Raw genomic sequence first — 14015 nt, 5'->3', positions numbered from 1 at the left:
GCGACAGGGCAGTGTGGGAGGACCTCCACCACAGGGACCCGTACCCGTTCTGGCTGGATTAATGGATGGAAACGGATGTTCTATCGGGACACACATTTTGTCCTATAAGCCCTTTTTTATTTGAGGGCTTATATGGGGCGTGGTGGCGTCGTTCCGTAGGTCGGATTTGCCGAGCGCGCCACGCCCTGTGGGTGCGTCTGCTACTGAAGCGCCTGTGCGCCCAGGGCCAGGCAGCCCATGATGCCCTGCTTGCCCTCGAGGCTGTTGTTGACGATGTAGTTATCGATGTCGTTGACCTCGGGCGTGACGATATAGCCGTTGAGCATCTCGGCGCACTTTTTGCGCGCGAGCGGCACGATGGGGGTGTGGTCGGCCACGCCGCCGCCGATGATGATCTTTTGCGGCGCGTAGCACAGCGTGTAGGTCATGAGCGCCTGTGCCAGATAGCCTGCGAGCAGGTCCATGGCCTCCGGGTCATCGGCCATGTCTCCGGCGCTCTTGCCATCCCAGCGCTTTTTAACGCCGGGGCCGGCGATGAGGCCCTCGAGACAGTTGTCGTGGAAGGGGCAGGCGCTGTGCTCGCCAATGGTGTCGCGCGGGTCACGCATGACCAGGATGTGGCCAGCCTCGGGATGCATCATGCCGTGCACGAGCTTACCGCCCGAGAGCACGCCGGCGCCCACGCCGGTACCGATGGTCAGGTAGACCACATCGGTGAGGCCCTTGGCGCAACCAAAGGTGACCTCGCCCAGGCAGGCGACGTTGACGTCGGTGTCGTAGCCGCAGGGGATATTGAGCTCGTTTTGGATAGTACCCAGCAGGTCAAAGTAGCGCCATGCCGTTTTGGGCGTCTCCAGGATCTTGCCGTATTGGGGCGAGGCAGGGTTGACTGCAGTAGGGCCAAAGGCGCCGATGCCCAGCGCGGCGATGCCCTTGTCGGCAAACCACGCGTTGACGGCCTCGACGGTCTCCTGCGGGGTCGTGGTCGCGATCTGCTCACGCTCCAGGACCGTGCCGTCTGCATAGCCCGTGGCGCAGACCATCTTGGTGCCGCCGGCCTCGAGCGCTCCGATAAGCTGCTGCTCTGCCATAATATTCCTCTCTCTGGGACGAGTTGCTCCATGGCTAAAGTATAACGCTCTAAACAAATTAAGAAGGCGCTATAAAAAGAAGCCCCGCAACTCGGCTGGCGGTGCGGGGCTTATTTGGTTGCTTTAGTTGCCGGGCCGTCCTTACCCGCGCGGTTTGATTTTATCACGCAGGGACTTGAGGTTCTCCAGCGCCGCGTTGAGCGTCTCGTCACGCTTGGCAAAGTGGAAACGAATCAGATGGTTGACGGGCTCGCGGAAGAAGCTCGAGCCGGGCACGGCGCCCACGCCCACCTTTGAGGCCAGGTCCTCGCAGAACTCGAGGTCGCTGTCGTAGCCAAACTCAGAGATGTCCAGCATGACGTAGTAGGCGCCCTGCGGCACGTTATGCTCAAGACCGATGCTGTCGAGTCCCTGGCAGAACAGGTCGCGTTTGGCGGTGTAGAGGTCGAGGACCTCATCGTAATAGCTGTCGTCGAATTTGAGGGCGGTGACGACGGCTTCCTGCAGGGGAGCGGCGGCGCCCACGGTGAGGAAGTCGTGGACCTTCTTGATGCGCTCGGTAATTTCGGCAGGGGCGATAGTGTAGCCCAGACGCCAGCCGGTGATGGAGTAGGTCTTGGACAGCGAGCTGCAGCCGATGGTGCGCTCAAACATGCCGGGCAGCGTGGCCATATAGACGTGCTCGTGGGGCGCGTAGACGATGTGCTCGTAGACCTCGTCGGTGATGCAGTAGGTGTCGTACTTTTTGCAGAGGTCGGCGATAAAGGTGAGCTCATCGCGTGTAAAGACCTTGCCGCAAGGGTTGGAAGGGTTGCACAGGACGATGGCCTTGGGGTCGTTGTCGCGGAAGGCCGCCTCGAGTGTCTCGCGGTCAAAGTCGAATGTGGGCGGGTTGAGCGGCACATAGATGGGCTCGGCACCCGAAAGGATCGTGTCGGCGCCGTAGTTCTCGTAGAACGGCGAGAAGATGACGACCTTGTCGCCGGGGTTGGTGACCGTCATCATGGCGGCCATCATGGCCTCGGTGGAGCCGCAGGTGACTACGATATTCTCGTTGGGGTTCACCGGCATGCCCATAAAGTGCTCCTGTTTGGCGGCGAGCGCCTCGCGCATGGCCTGGGAGCTCCAGGTGATGGAGTACTGGTGATAGAGCGGCTTGGGGTCGCTGGCGATGGCGCTGAGGCTATCGAGCAGCTGCGCTGGGGGATCGAAGTCAGGGAAGCCCTGCGAGAGATTGACAGCGCCATACTTATTGGAGATGCGTGTCATGCGGCGGATGACCGAATCGGTAAATCTTGCCGTGCGGTTGGAGAGTTCTTTCATGACGGTCCTTTCGAGGATTTGCAGTGGGGCAAGTTTACTCCTATGAAACCGGTGGGATTTGCTCGAAATGGTCTCGAAAAACTCTTTTCAAAATTCTTGAAAATTGGGGCTTGCATCGCGTGGCGTTCCTTGCAATAATAGTCGAGCGCGAAGCGCACAGGACACGGTGGGTGTAGCTCAGTTGGCTAGAGCGACGGGTTGTGGTCCCGTAGGTCGAGGGTTCGAGTCCCTTTACCCACCCCAGTTCTTGCTTTGTGTTGATATCGGGTCGTTAGCTCAGTTGGTAGAGCAGGGGACTCTTAATCCCAAGGTCCAGGGTTCGACCCCCTGACGGCCCACCACACGATATCTCCTCTAAAGTCCGCCATAACGGACTTTAGCTTTGGGTCGTTAGCTCAGTTGGTAGAGCAGGGGACTCTTAATCCCAAGGTCCAGGGTTCGACCCCCTGACGGCCCACCAAAGCAAGTTAAGACGGTCAACTTCGGTTGGCCGTCTTTTTTGTTGACCTTGCATGGGGTCGAACCCGAAAGGGCGCGGAGCTGAGGAAACGCGTAAGCGTTTGCCAGCGCAGCGCGCAAGGCGCCTTGGCGCCGCAGCGGCCGCCTGCGCAGCGGGCTGACCCCCTGACGGCCCACCCAAAGATCGTTAAAGCGACTGGCTTAGGCTGGTCGTTTTTTTGTTAACCTCGCATGGGGTCGAACCCGAAAGGGCGCGGCCGCTTTCACAGATTGAGTCTACCCTGGGGATCGGTGAAACCGTCAGTACCCTCCTTGAGTTTCTTCTCGTCTGCCTTCACGCGACGCTCGAGCTTTTTTGTATCCTCGGCAGGCGGTAGGTTCTCGGGAACAATTCCGCGGTCGATGAGGCTGCCACGCACGCTCGTGTTGTTCTCGACGTGTTCTTGTTTGATCTGGTCCAGACCGTACAAGTCGTGTTCCTCGGCGTTGAAGGCCGTCATCGAGTTCGTGAGGTCCTTTGCTTTGATGAGAACATCGGCTAGCTTGTCCGCCAATGCAGCACTCTTGGACACACCAAGCTGCCGCTTCATGTCCGCCGTGCTTCTGCCGCCGAATAACGCCTCATCGCCCTTCGACTTGATGATCGCGAATCCTTTGGAGTCCACGCCTCGTTTGAACGCAATGCCCGAGAGCTGTTTCTCTGAATCGGATAGCGAGTGGCACGCCTGCAAGCGCTGAATCTCTGCGAAGCGCTGCTCTATGAGCTCCTGACGGCGTGTCTGCACGGCGAAGTACGCCTGTGCGAGTGCGATTTCGGGCTTGTTTGGGTCTCCGTTTTGGGCGATTAAATAGCATGCGTAGCGCGTCAGCTTGTAGTCTTTAACCGCGCGAGCGGCGACACCGGCAGTTACCATTTTCGTGGTGTCACGAAAATGGGAATCAACTGGAGTTTTGTTTGTTTCGCACGAGACTTTTGCCCTCTTAACAACTTCGGCGAAGTTCTCCCATCGAGTGTACCCCATGGGTTCCATTAAATCGCGTGCGAGCCAATATTCAACGCCGTCTTCCACATTGGCGTAGCTATCAAGTTCGACACGCCACTTCTCGATATCTCTACTGTCCATATCTCCTCCTCGCTGGTCTATTGTCTATGCGGGCTTTGCCCACTCTGTATTCAGAATAAGGATACGCTGCCGTGCGGACACGAATGGGCCCGTGCTGCTTCGAGCTCACGGGGCCCATGGATATCGATTGGTTGTGTTCTGCTTTAGATAGGTGTCCGGTTTAATCCGCTCGATAGTGCGACCCGAGACTTTCAGTTCGCTTACGCATGGCTTTGACCATTTCCTGTGCTAGTTGAATCTGCGATTGCAGGCGGGCGAGGGCTGCGACTTCGCTGTCCTGGGCTTTCTGTGTGCTCAAGGTCGTTGCCTCTGTCTTCAAGCCCTCAAGCTCGTGTAGTGCCTCGGATAGGCCCGTCTCGGTGCGGTTGATCATGCAGTAGCTACTCATCGTGTGCTTGAGGCTGCGAGCCAGACGCTCTGCATCTGCCTTGGCGAGGCCGCGCTGGGGGAGGGCGATATCCGTCTTCAAGGGCGTCTCAGGGGCGTCCAGCGCCGCCTGAGTCGCCGATGCACCCGCAATCCGTCCGAACACGATACCGTTGGCGCTTGACAGGCCGCCAATGCGGTCGGCGCCGTGCATGCCGCCCGTTGCCTCGCCACAGGCGTAGAGACCCGCAACGCCGGTCGCGGCTGCCTTGTCGATCTTGATTCCGCCGTTGGAGGCATGGGCGTACATCGCTACGCGCATCTCGTCAGTCGGAGCAATGCCGTGCTCGTCCTGGAGCCATGTGGCAAAGGTCTGGACAAACTCGGGGACGTCCTCACTGGGGAAGTCGTAATGCAGCGCTAGGCCCTCGGCGCCCGCTTGGTCGATGGCAAGGTCGATAGCACGTGAATCCAGGCGTGACGTGAAGGGGCCGTATCCGGAGCGCTGCTCAAGCAGCTTGTCCAGTTTGTCGTCGTCGATGTCAACCGACTGATCGAATTTGACGTAGCGCCAGGTCTTCTCGTTAAAGACGAGGTTGCGCTTGGGCTCAATGAAGCCGGGCATCATCTGCATGAACTCTATATTAGTAAGTGTTGCGCCGTGCGCCAGCGCGATGGCCTGCGAGGAACTGAGCACATCAGCCGACGTAAGGCTGCGCTCGAACAGGCCGCCTGTGCCACCGGCTGCGATGACCGTGGCCTTGGCAGCAAAGGGCACGATTCGATTTTCGGTAAGGTCGTAGAGTACGGTTCCGGTTATTCTGCCGTTCGTGTCCTCAACAAGGTCGATAAGCTCATGGCGGGGGAGCAGGCGAATGCCGAGCGACTCGATCCAGGTCGTCAGAGCGTCCTCAAGGGGCTTGCGGGTGAGGCCGCGCCACATGCGCGTCTTGTGGTCAAAGCAGGGGATAAATTGCTTTTGTTGAGCACTCTTGGCGCTTTGCGGACGCTGGAGCTCAACGCCCAGGTCTTGCTCGAGCCAGTTAATCGCTTGGGGAATGCCGTGGACGAACGCTTGGACGAGTTCGGGGTCGGCAACGCCGCCGCCGACGGCCAGGATGGTGTCGATGAGGTCCTGCTCGTCGTCTTCGTTAACGGGTCCGATAAGCCCTAGGCCCCAGGTTCCGGGGAAGAAGCTCGATCCACTCATAGTCTTGCCGGCGCTTGCCACAGTGACGGTTGCACCCGTGCGTGCCGCTTCGATGGCGGCGCAAAGGCCCGCAATGCCAGATCCAATTACCAGTACATCAGTCGATTCCATCGGATTCCTTTCTCGTCCGGCGCATTGTCGCACGGGTGATCGGCAATGGGGCCGCAAAGACTCGGCAAATCGGTAAAGGGCAAGTATGGCAGGTGGGCGTCATGGACGCTCTGACGCTCCATCTCATCACATCTTGTATTTCGCCCCAACTGATATATCGGCATTAGCTACCCTGCGACAGCGCAAACAAAAAGAGCCGCTACCTGGGTGGGTAGTGGCTCCAAAGCTCAACTATATGAGCATCGCGCGGGCGCGATTAGGCCTTGAGGGCCTCCTCGACGGCGACAGCGCAGGCGACGGTGGCACCGACCATGGGGTTGTTGCCCATGCCGATGAGACCCATCATGTCAACGTGCGCAGGCACGGAGGAAGAACCGGCGAACTGGGCGTCGGAGTGCATACGGCCCATGGTGTCGGTCATGCCGTAAGAGGCAGGGCCGGCGCCCATGTTGTCCGGGTGCAGGGTACGACCAGTGCCGCCACCAGAAGCGACGGAGAAGTACTTCTTGCCAGCCTCGAGGCGCTCCTTCTTGTAGGTGCCAGCGACGGGGTGCTGGAAGCGCGTGGGGTTGGTGGAGTTACCGGTGATCGAGATGTCGACGTTCTCGTGCCACATGATGGCAACGCCCTCGCGGACGTCGTCGGCGCCGTAGCAGTTGACGGCGGCGCGGGGACCATCGGAGTAGGGGATGGTCTCGACGACCTTGAGCTCGCCCGTGAAGTAGTCGAACTGGGTCTTCACGTAGGTGAAGCCGTTGATGCGGGCGATGATCTGAGCAGCGTCCTTGCCCAGACCGTTGAGGATGACGCGCAGCGGCTTCTTGCGAGCCTTGTTGGCGTTTAGAGCCAGGCCGATAGCACCCTCAGCGGCAGCGAAGGACTCGTGACCGGCCAGGAAGGCGAAGCACTCGGTGTCGTCGGAGAGCAGCATAGCGCCCAGGTTGCCGTGGCCCAGACCGACCTTGCGGTCCTCGGCGACGGAGCCGGGAACGGTGAAGGCCTGGATGCCCTCGCCGATGATGGCGGCAGCCTCAGAAGCGGACTTGGCGCCACGCTTGACAGCGAGAGCGCAACCGAGGGTGTAGGCCCACTCGGCGTTCTGGAAGGCGATGGACTGGGTGTTGTTGACGATCTCACGCGGGTTGAAGCCCTTGTCGGTGCAGATCTGCAGAGCTTCCTCGAGGGAGGCGATGCCGTTGTCGGCGAGGCACTTGTTGATCTTGTCAGCGCGGCGCTCGTAACCTTCGAACGTAACAGTCATAGTTATTTCCCTCCCTTTCTACTCGTGAACCGGGAACACGCTGGCGACGGAGTGAGTCTCCTCGTCGGTGCGCGGGTCGATGTACTTGGCAGCGTTCTCCCACTGACCATAGTGGCCCATAGCGCCAGCGATGGCCTCCTCGGGGGTCTTGCCGGCCTTGACGGCGTCGGTGAACTTGCCGAGGTTCAGGAACTCGAATGCGATGATCTCGTTCTTGTCGTTGAGAGCCATGCGGGTGACGTAGCCCTGAGCGAGCTCGAGGTAACGAGCGCCCTTGGCCTTGGTGCCGAACATGGTGCCGACCTGAGAGCGAAGGCCCTTGCCGAGGTCGTCGAGGGAGGCGCCCACGGGCAGGCCGCCCTCGGAGAACGCGGTCTGGCTGCGGCCGTAAACGATCTGCAGGAAGATCTCGCGCATAGCAACGTTGATGGCGTCGCAGACGAGGTCGGTGTTGAGGGCCTCGAGGATGGTCTTACCGGGAAGGATCTCGGAAGCCATGGCGGCAGAGTGGGTCATGCCCGAGCAGCCGATGGTCTCAACGAGGGCCTCCTCGATGATGCCGTCCTTGACGTTCAGCGTGAGCTTGCAGGCGCCCTGCTGAGGTGCGCACCAACCCACACCGTGCGTAAGACCGGAGATGTCGGAAATCTCCTTAGCCTGGACCCACTTGCCCTCCTCGGGGATGGGTGCGGGGCCGTGGTATGCACCCTTGGCAACGGGGCACATGTTCTCCACTTCCTGTGAGTACTGCATGCCTCTCCTCTCTATCGTGTTGGCGTCCCGTCTGGGGGCCGTGGCTGGCGATTGCCGGGCGACCCTTCGAAAGGGACATGACATGCAGCCCCTATAATACCGCGAAATGCACGGAATATTCGGCGAACGGCTCAGTTTTCGTAGCGAGAAGTCCGGAAGTTTTAATTGAAACGGTTTAACTCTATGTTCTGTGGTCGTGAACTTCCGTAGAGGGGGTCCGTCTTGGGCAAGCTATTGGTCAGCTCTTGTAAGCATTGCGGGGGTTGACCTGTTGCAACGATGCCGTTCGCCGCCTGATTACTGCCTTTGGCCGCGCGAGTGTATTGTTTTGCGTGAATGTTTTGATGGCACGCTTCAATCGTGCTGTATTGGATGGCAAGCAGATCCCGGCGAAGGGAGCGCCATGCAGCGCGTTTGGAGAACGGTTACCGGCTTTTACCATGTCTGTGCCCGCGGTACGGGCAAGCAGCTCATCTTTGAGGGCGATGAGGACCGGTGGGAGTTTTTGGAGCTGATGCGCGAGTGCTGCCGCGAGGAGGGTGTGACGGTTATCGCTTGGTGCCTTATGGGCAATCACGTGCATTTGGTGCTTGCAGATTACGAGGACAGGATGAGCGCGGCGATGCACCGGCTGCTTTTGACGTACGCGCGGCGGTTCAATAAACGCACGAGGCGCACAGGCCATCTGTTCCAGAACCGTTTTGACCGGCGCTCGCTCGATACCGACTGGCAGGTGATGGAGGCTATTCGCTCCGTACACGCCGATCCGCAGGAGGCGGGCGTTAGCCTAATCGAGCGTTATCCCTGGAGTAGCTTTGCGGAGCATTTGTGCGCTTACGACGGTGACGCGGCTGATGTCGCGAGGGGATTTTCTGATCCTTCTTGCGTGCTTGAGCTTTTTGGTTCTGCCGAGGGCTTTATTGCCTATTCGCTTTCGACGCCCGACGGCAGCAAGCCAGCGCTGTGCGATATGAAAGAGACAGAGTGGGAACGCAATGCCTTTGCCGGCAAGTTGGCGAAGAGTCTCGGGGTTCCGCTCAACGGGGTTAAAACTGCACCGCCGGCGCAGCGCGATACTGTTATTGTTGGATTGAACAATGCCGGCTTTACGGTGCGCCAGATTGAGCGGTATACCGGGATTGGCAAAAGTACCGTCTCTCGTATCGTGCGCGCCCGCGCGCGAACGGCGATGCGGGCTGGCGGAAACGTGATGTAAGGTCGCCTGTTCACCGCAGCTGGGGTCGTCCATACGCCGCAACCAGCGTTCAAAAGCTTGGTACGGTAACTGCACTTCTTAATATGCATAGAACAATCGTCATCTTGCATAAAATAACAGCTCAGTCCGGGTTTGCCCGTGCCTACCCCCGTCTGCGCCGTGCAAAAAACGGAGTTTTCAGCATCGTGTTGCTGTCGGCACCGCCGCAATCTTGCAACATACGGGTCCCGAAGCTATTGATTCCTGCCGTTGCGCCCCCGAAGCACGTGCCTGCGTCCCGTCAGACCGCGATGCTTGTTCTAAAACACAATATATATGCGCCTAAAGACATTGATTAACGCTTTCGATGCGTATACACACAGCTTGGCGTGCTGAATACTCGCAAAAATGCACGCCGCTTCCTATGGGACCCGTCTGCGGCAGGCGCGAAGCGAGTCGGAGCTTCGCAGAACGGGGCTTGGCGCATTGCTTGGCGGGCCCGGGGCCCTGCCGCAGGCCTTTGGTGCTGTGGAAAACGCCCGTGCTCGCGTCTGGCTGTGTGGCAAATGTCAGACGGGGCGCCGGACGCGCGGACTTTGTGCGTTCGCGCTCATTAGGTAAAAACAGAGCCGCCCGTATCGGGCGGCTCGGCAATCAAAAAACTTGGATTCGGGGCATAAACTACTGGTTTGCTTGCCCCTCGAGCATGCCGTCGAGGGTGCGCCAAGCGAGCTCGGCGCATTTGACGCGGGCGGGCATGTGCGAGATGTCCTGGAGCTGGGCGGCTTCGTCCAGGTCTTCCAGGTCGTCCTCGGAGAGCTTCTCGCCGCGGATCATGGCGAGGAAGAGTTCCGCCAAGCGACGCGCCTCCTCGACCGTCTCGCCCGTGATGAGGTCGGCCATGATGTCGGCGCTTGCCTGGCTGATGGCGCAGCCGTGGCCGGTAAAGGAGGCTTCCTCGATCACGTTGTTCTCGACTCGTAGCTGCAAGGTGAGCTCGTCACCGCAGCTGGGGTTGATACCGTCGTGCTCGTGCGTGGGAGCATCCATCTCGTACTTATAGTCGGGGTGCGAGTTGTGCTCCATAAACGTGGTGGAGGTGTACAGATTACCCATTGAACGTGCTCCAAACGTGATGCAGGCCGGCGATGAACTTGTCGATGTCGGCCTTGTCGTTGTAGAAGGCCACGCTGGCGCGGCAGCAGGCAAGGTTCTCGACGCCCAGCCAGGTGAGCAGCGGCTGCGCGCAGTGGTGGCCGGCGCGGATGCAGACGCCGTCCATGTCCATGATGCTCGCGACGTCGTGCGGGTGAATTCCCTTGACGTTAAAGCTCACAACGCCGTGGTGGTTGTCCCAGTAGATGGAACCGATGATTTGGACAAAGTCGAGCTGCATGAGTTCGCCCATCAGATAGTGGACGAGTGCCTGCTCGCGGGCCTGGATGTTCTCGTAACCCACCGTGTTGACCAGGTAATCAAGGGCGGCGCCCGTGGCGAAGATGCCGGCGGCGTCCTGCGTGCCGGCCTCGAACTTCTCGGGGACGGGCGCCCAGACGGCGTCCTGCTCGGTGACAGAGTCGATCATCTCGCCACCGGTGAGCATGGGCGGCATGGCGTTCAGCAGGTCCATCTTGCCCCACAGCACGCCGATGCCCATGGGGCCCATGGCCTTGTGTGCGCTAAAGGCAAAGAAGTCGGCTCCCAGGTCGGCCACATCGACCGGCATGTGCGGCAGCGACTGCGCGCCGTCGACGACCAGATAGCCGCCGTACTTGTGGACGAGCTTGCCGAGGTTCTTGACCGGGTTCTCGACGCCCAGCACGTTAGAAACCTGACCCACGGCCAGAATCTTGGTCTTGGGACCAACCTTGGCAAGAACCTCCTCGGTGGTGAGCTGGCCGGTCTTGGTGGGGTAGAGGTAGACGAGCTTGGCGCCGGTTTCGCGGCAGACCTGCTGCCACGGGATTAGGTTGGAGTGGTGCTCCATGATGGTGATGACGACCTCGTCACCGGGCTCGAGCACCGTGGGTGCAAAGCTCTTGGCGACCAGGTTGAGCGACTCGCTCGTGTTACGGGTGAAGACGACCTCGTTGGCCTGTGAGGCGCCGATGAGGTCGGCGATCTGCTGGCGGACCTTCGCGATGGCGTCGGTGGCCTCGACGGACAGTGAGTACAGGCCGCGCAGGGGGTTGGCGTTCATGCGCTGATAGAAGTCACGCTCGGCGTCGAGCACGCAGGCGGGGCGCTGCGCGGTGGCGGCACTATCGAGGAAGGCGATCTCGGGGTGCTGCTGGAAAAGCGGGAACTGTGCCTTGTAGGGATTGGTCTCGATGTCGACGGTAGGCCAGCCGCGCGAGGCCTCGTCACTGGCGTCGAGCTCCATAGGCTCCGGTGCGGTACAGGTATCGCATTTAACGTGCTCGGTGTCGATCATGCGAGCTCCTCTTCAAAGTTGTTGATCAGGTTGTTGCCCAAGCGGACGACGGCTGCGCGGGTGCGCTCGTCGGTGGCGGAAAGCGCGGCGTCCTCCAGCTTGGCGCGAATGAACAGGTCCTCGGCGGCGTTTTGGTCAAGGCCACGGCAGGCGAGATAGAACAGTTGCTCGTCGCGGACGTGGCCGATTGTGGCGCCGTGGTTGCCGGCGACGTCGTCCTCGTCGCAGAGAATGACGGGAACGGTCTTGTTGTCGACGCCCTTGTTGGCCAAAAGCACCGTCTCGCGCTCGGTGCCGGTTGCGCCCTTGCAGCCGTGCACGAGGTCGATGGTGCCACGGTAGACCTTCTTGGACGTGCCAGTCAGCACGCCGTTGGCGTCGATCTCGCACTCGGTCTTGCGGCCGCGGTGGCGCAGCTCGTAGTTAAAGTCGCGCACCTGCTCGCGGGCGCCCAGGTAATCGGTATCGATCGTCACCTTGGCGGTATCGCCCAGCAGGTCGCCGGCAAGGCCGGTGGCGCTGGCGCCAGCACCCAGGACGGTGTGCTGCACGTTGACGCGCGCGCCCTCGTCCAGGAACAGGCCGGTGTCGTCGAGCGCGATCCAGCTATCGTCGAGCGTCTGCGTGCAGGTCACGTTGACGGTGGCGTACTCGTGGGCGCACACGCGTAGCGCGGAGCCCACGACGCCTTGGCCGGCAACGGGGGAGTCCAGGGCTATGCGCAGGTCGAGCGTTGCCTGCGGACTGGCGACGACATCGATGGCGGCGATGGCTGCGGCAGCGTCGACGCCACTCACGCGCACGGTAACCGTGGCGTGCTTGTATGCGGGCACATCGATGACGACGCGCTTGGTGGTGTGGTCGGCCAGGTAGGTGTAGGTAGCCTCGCCCATGCCAGTCTCGAAGGCCTCGGCAGGGGAGAGCTCCTCCTCGAGCTTGATGGCGCCGGCCTGGTAGATGGAGGTGGCGGGCACGTCGAGCTCGGTCTCGGGCGTGATGCGGGCGCGGTCGACGGCGTCGCCGGGGGCGGAGGCACGGCGCTCGGGGAAGCGCTCGGCCATGGCGTCCATGGCGGTATCGAAGGCGTCGGCCGAGCCGGCAAACTGCTCGTCCAGGCCCTCGACCTCAACGGCCTCGGCGGGAGCGGCGGCAAGTTCGTCCGAAAGCTCGAGCTTGGTCTGGTTCATCTTGAGCCAACCCCAAGTGGCGGCCGGCATAGCGTTGACCTGCTCGAGCGTGGTAGCAGCGGTGTTGGTTTCCTGTTTCATTATCCGATCGCTCCTTCCATCTCGAGCTTGATCAGGTTGTTCATCTCGACGGCGTACTCAAGCGGCAGCTCCTTGGAGACCGGGTTGGCAAAGCCGTTGACGATCATGGTGCGGGCCTCTTCCTCCGATATGCCGCGGCTCATCAGGTAGAACACCTTGTCGTCGCCGATGCGGCCGATGGTGGCCTCGTGGCCGATGTCGACGTTCTTGGCGCGGATGTCCATGGCGGGGATGGTATCGGAGCGGCTCTGGTCGTCGAGCATCAGCGACTGGCAGCTCACGGTTGCTTTGGAACCTTCGGCCTTAGGCGTGGCCACGATGGAGCTGCGGAAGGTCTGGATGCCGCCGCTCTTGGAGATACCCTTGGTCTCGACGGTTGCCGAGGTGTCGGGCGCGTTGAGCACGACCTTGCAGCCGGTATCGAGGTTCTGGCCGGCGCCGGCAAAGGTAATGCCGGTAAAGCTCGAGCGGGCGCGACGGCCGTTGAGCACGCTCATGGGGTAGAGGTAGCCCACGTGGCTGCCGAAGGAGCCGCTGATCCACTCGATGTCGCCGTCCTCGTCCACGCGCGCACGCTTGGTGTTGAGGTTGTACATGTTCTTGGACCAGTTCTCGATAGTCGAGTAGCGCAGGTGCGCACGCTTGCCCACAAAGAGCTCGACAGCGCCGGCGTGGAGGTTGGCTACGTTGTACTTGGGCGCGGAGCAACCCTCAATGAAGTGCAGGTCGGCATCGTCCTCGACGATGATGAGCGTGTGCTCAAACTGGCCGGCGCCCTTGGCGTTAAGGCGGAAGTAGCTCTGCAGCGGGAAGTCGAGCTTGGTGCCCTTGGGCACGTAGACAAACGAGCCGCCCGACCACACGGCACCATGCAGGGCCGCAAACTTGTGGTCGGTGGGCGGGATGAGCGTCATAAACTTCTCGTGGATGAGCGGCTCCCACTGCGGATCGTGCAGGGCCTCCTCGATGCCGGAGTAGACGATGCCCATCTTGGACGCGGTGTCCTGCATGTTGTGGTAGACGAGTTCGGAGTCGTACTGCGCGCCGACGCCTGCCAGGTAGCTGCGCTCGGCCTCGGGGATACCCAGGCGCTCAAAGGTGTTCTTGATGTCGTCGGGCACCGACTCCCAGTCGTGCTTTTGGTCGGTGTTGGGCTTGACGTAGGTGACGATGTTGTCCATGTCCAGGCCCTCGATGGAGGGGCCCCACGTCGGGTCGGGAAAACGGTTGAAGATCTCGAGGGACTTTAAGCGCAGGTCGAGCATCCACTGCGGCTCGTCTTTCTTGGCGCTGATCTCGCGCACGATGTCGGGCGTGATGCCGGCGTCGAGGCGCTCGAATCCCTCCTCGCCATAGGTGAAGTCGTAGAGGCTGCGGTCGATGTCCGCGACCTCGGTGCGGTTCTTGGTCATTGCGTCGC

Annotated in this window: 11 protein-coding genes and 3 tRNA genes; 4 read left to right on the top strand and 10 right to left on the bottom strand. The window is 60.8% G+C overall.

Annotated features, from left to right (window positions below; genetic code table 11):
* Positions 1-200: 200 nt before the first annotated feature.
* Positions 201-1091 (bottom strand): ROK family protein, encoded by an 891-nt coding sequence (locus FGQ61_RS08065; protein ID WP_138375179.1) that lies wholly within the window; start codon positions 1089-1091, stop codon positions 201-203.
* A gap of 141 nt (positions 1092-1232) precedes the next feature.
* On the bottom strand, positions 1233-2414 hold the full coding sequence (locus tag FGQ61_RS08060) for a pyridoxal phosphate-dependent aminotransferase (protein WP_138375178.1): 1182 nt from the start codon (positions 2412-2414) through the stop codon (positions 1233-1235).
* A 166-nt stretch (positions 2415-2580) separates the two neighbouring features.
* Between FGQ61_RS08060 and FGQ61_RS08055 the strand changes: the two genes are divergently transcribed.
* The 3 genes from FGQ61_RS08055 (at position 2581) to FGQ61_RS08045 (ending at position 2874) form a co-directional block, all read left to right on the top strand.
* Positions 2581-2657, top strand: a tRNA-His gene (locus FGQ61_RS08055).
* Between the two features lie 22 nt (positions 2658-2679).
* Positions 2680-2755, top strand: a tRNA-Lys gene (locus tag FGQ61_RS08050).
* Positions 2756-2798: 43 nt separating this feature from the next.
* A tRNA-Lys gene (locus FGQ61_RS08045) sits at positions 2799-2874 on the top strand.
* A 262-nt stretch (positions 2875-3136) separates the two neighbouring features.
* Here FGQ61_RS08045 and dinD read toward each other — a convergent pair.
* The 4 genes from dinD to FGQ61_RS08025 form a co-directional block, all read right to left on the bottom strand.
* The gene (gene dinD, locus FGQ61_RS08040) at positions 3137-3997 is read right to left on the bottom strand and encodes a DNA damage-inducible protein D (protein ID WP_138375177.1); all 861 of its coding nucleotides are present in this window, start codon (positions 3995-3997) and stop codon (positions 3137-3139) included.
* A gap of 160 nt (positions 3998-4157) precedes the next feature.
* A complete protein-coding gene (locus FGQ61_RS08035) occupies positions 4158-5684 on the bottom strand; it encodes an FAD-dependent oxidoreductase (RefSeq protein WP_138375176.1) in 1527 nt (508 codons plus the stop codon).
* Between the two features lie 256 nt (positions 5685-5940).
* Positions 5941-6945, bottom strand: coding sequence for a GGGtGRT protein (locus FGQ61_RS08030; RefSeq protein ID WP_006235553.1), 1005 nt, complete (start codon positions 6943-6945; stop codon positions 5941-5943).
* A gap of 18 nt (positions 6946-6963) precedes the next feature.
* Positions 6964-7698: an iron-sulfur cluster assembly scaffold protein gene (locus tag FGQ61_RS08025; RefSeq protein WP_006235554.1), complete on the bottom strand. Its 735-nt coding sequence runs from the start codon at positions 7696-7698 to the stop codon at positions 6964-6966.
* Between the two features lie 403 nt (positions 7699-8101).
* Between FGQ61_RS08025 and FGQ61_RS08020 the strand changes: the two genes are divergently transcribed.
* Positions 8102-8914 carry a transposase gene (locus tag FGQ61_RS08020; protein WP_138375175.1) on the top strand — a complete coding sequence of 271 codons (813 nt, stop codon included), beginning with the start codon at positions 8102-8104 and terminating at the stop codon, positions 8912-8914.
* A 660-nt stretch (positions 8915-9574) separates the two neighbouring features.
* Here the strand turns inward: FGQ61_RS08020 and sufU are convergent.
* The 4 genes from sufU to sufB are packed head-to-tail and all read right to left on the bottom strand — an operon-like array spanning position 9575 to position 14007.
* Positions 9575-10009 carry a Fe-S cluster assembly sulfur transfer protein SufU gene (sufU, locus tag FGQ61_RS08015; protein WP_138375174.1) on the bottom strand — a complete coding sequence of 145 codons (435 nt, stop codon included), beginning with the start codon at positions 10007-10009 and terminating at the stop codon, positions 9575-9577.
* Entirely contained in the window at positions 10002-11327 is a 1326-nt protein-coding gene (locus tag FGQ61_RS08010) for an aminotransferase class V-fold PLP-dependent enzyme (protein WP_198019969.1), read from the bottom strand. Before FGQ61_RS08010 ends, sufU begins: the two co-directional genes overlap by 8 nt.
* The gene (locus FGQ61_RS08005; protein ID WP_138375173.1) at positions 11324-12595 is read right to left on the bottom strand and encodes a SufB/SufD family protein; all 1272 of its coding nucleotides are present in this window, start codon (positions 12593-12595) and stop codon (positions 11324-11326) included. Before FGQ61_RS08005 ends, FGQ61_RS08010 begins: the two co-directional genes overlap by 4 nt.
* Positions 12595-14007, bottom strand: coding sequence for a Fe-S cluster assembly protein SufB (gene sufB, locus FGQ61_RS08000; protein ID WP_117854891.1), 1413 nt, complete (start codon positions 14005-14007; stop codon positions 12595-12597). Before sufB ends, FGQ61_RS08005 begins: the two co-directional genes overlap by 1 nt.
* Positions 14008-14015 lie beyond the last annotated feature (8 nt).

Source organism: Collinsella aerofaciens (assembly GCF_005844325.1).
Lineage (GTDB): Bacteria > Actinomycetota > Coriobacteriia > Coriobacteriales > Coriobacteriaceae > Collinsella > Collinsella aerofaciens_G.
Note: the sequence above shows the minus strand (reverse complement) of the source record. Positions and strands in the feature narration are given on the sequence as shown.

Excerpts from the sequence above, each read along its gene's own strand:
- FGQ61_RS08065 (WP_138375179.1), bottom strand. The coding sequence starts at position 1,091 with ATGGCAGAGCAGCAGCTTATCGGAGCGCTCGAGGCCGGCGGCACCAAG.
- FGQ61_RS08060 (WP_138375178.1), bottom strand. The coding sequence starts at position 2,414 with ATGAAAGAACTCTCCAACCGCACGGCAAGATTTACCGATTCGGTCATC.
- dinD (WP_138375177.1), bottom strand. The coding sequence starts at position 3,997 with ATGGACAGTAGAGATATCGAGAAGTGGCGTGTCGAACTTGATAGCTAC.
- FGQ61_RS08035 (WP_138375176.1), bottom strand. The coding sequence starts at position 5,684 with ATGGAATCGACTGATGTACTGGTAATTGGATCTGGCATTGCGGGCCTT.
- FGQ61_RS08030 (WP_006235553.1), bottom strand. The coding sequence starts at position 6,945 with ATGACTGTTACGTTCGAAGGTTACGAGCGCCGCGCTGACAAGATCAAC.
- FGQ61_RS08025 (WP_006235554.1), bottom strand. The coding sequence starts at position 7,698 with ATGCAGTACTCACAGGAAGTGGAGAACATGTGCCCCGTTGCCAAGGGT.
- FGQ61_RS08020 (WP_138375175.1), top strand. The coding sequence starts at position 8,102 with ATGCAGCGCGTTTGGAGAACGGTTACCGGCTTTTACCATGTCTGTGCC.
- sufU (WP_138375174.1), bottom strand. The coding sequence starts at position 10,009 with ATGGGTAATCTGTACACCTCCACCACGTTTATGGAGCACAACTCGCAC.
- FGQ61_RS08010 (WP_198019969.1), bottom strand. The coding sequence starts at position 11,327 with ATGATCGACACCGAGCACGTTAAATGCGATACCTGTACCGCACCGGAG.
- FGQ61_RS08005 (WP_138375173.1), bottom strand. The coding sequence starts at position 12,595 with ATGAAACAGGAAACCAACACCGCTGCTACCACGCTCGAGCAGGTCAAC.
- sufB (WP_117854891.1), bottom strand. The coding sequence starts at position 14,007 with ATGACCAAGAACCGCACCGAGGTCGCGGACATCGACCGCAGCCTCTAC.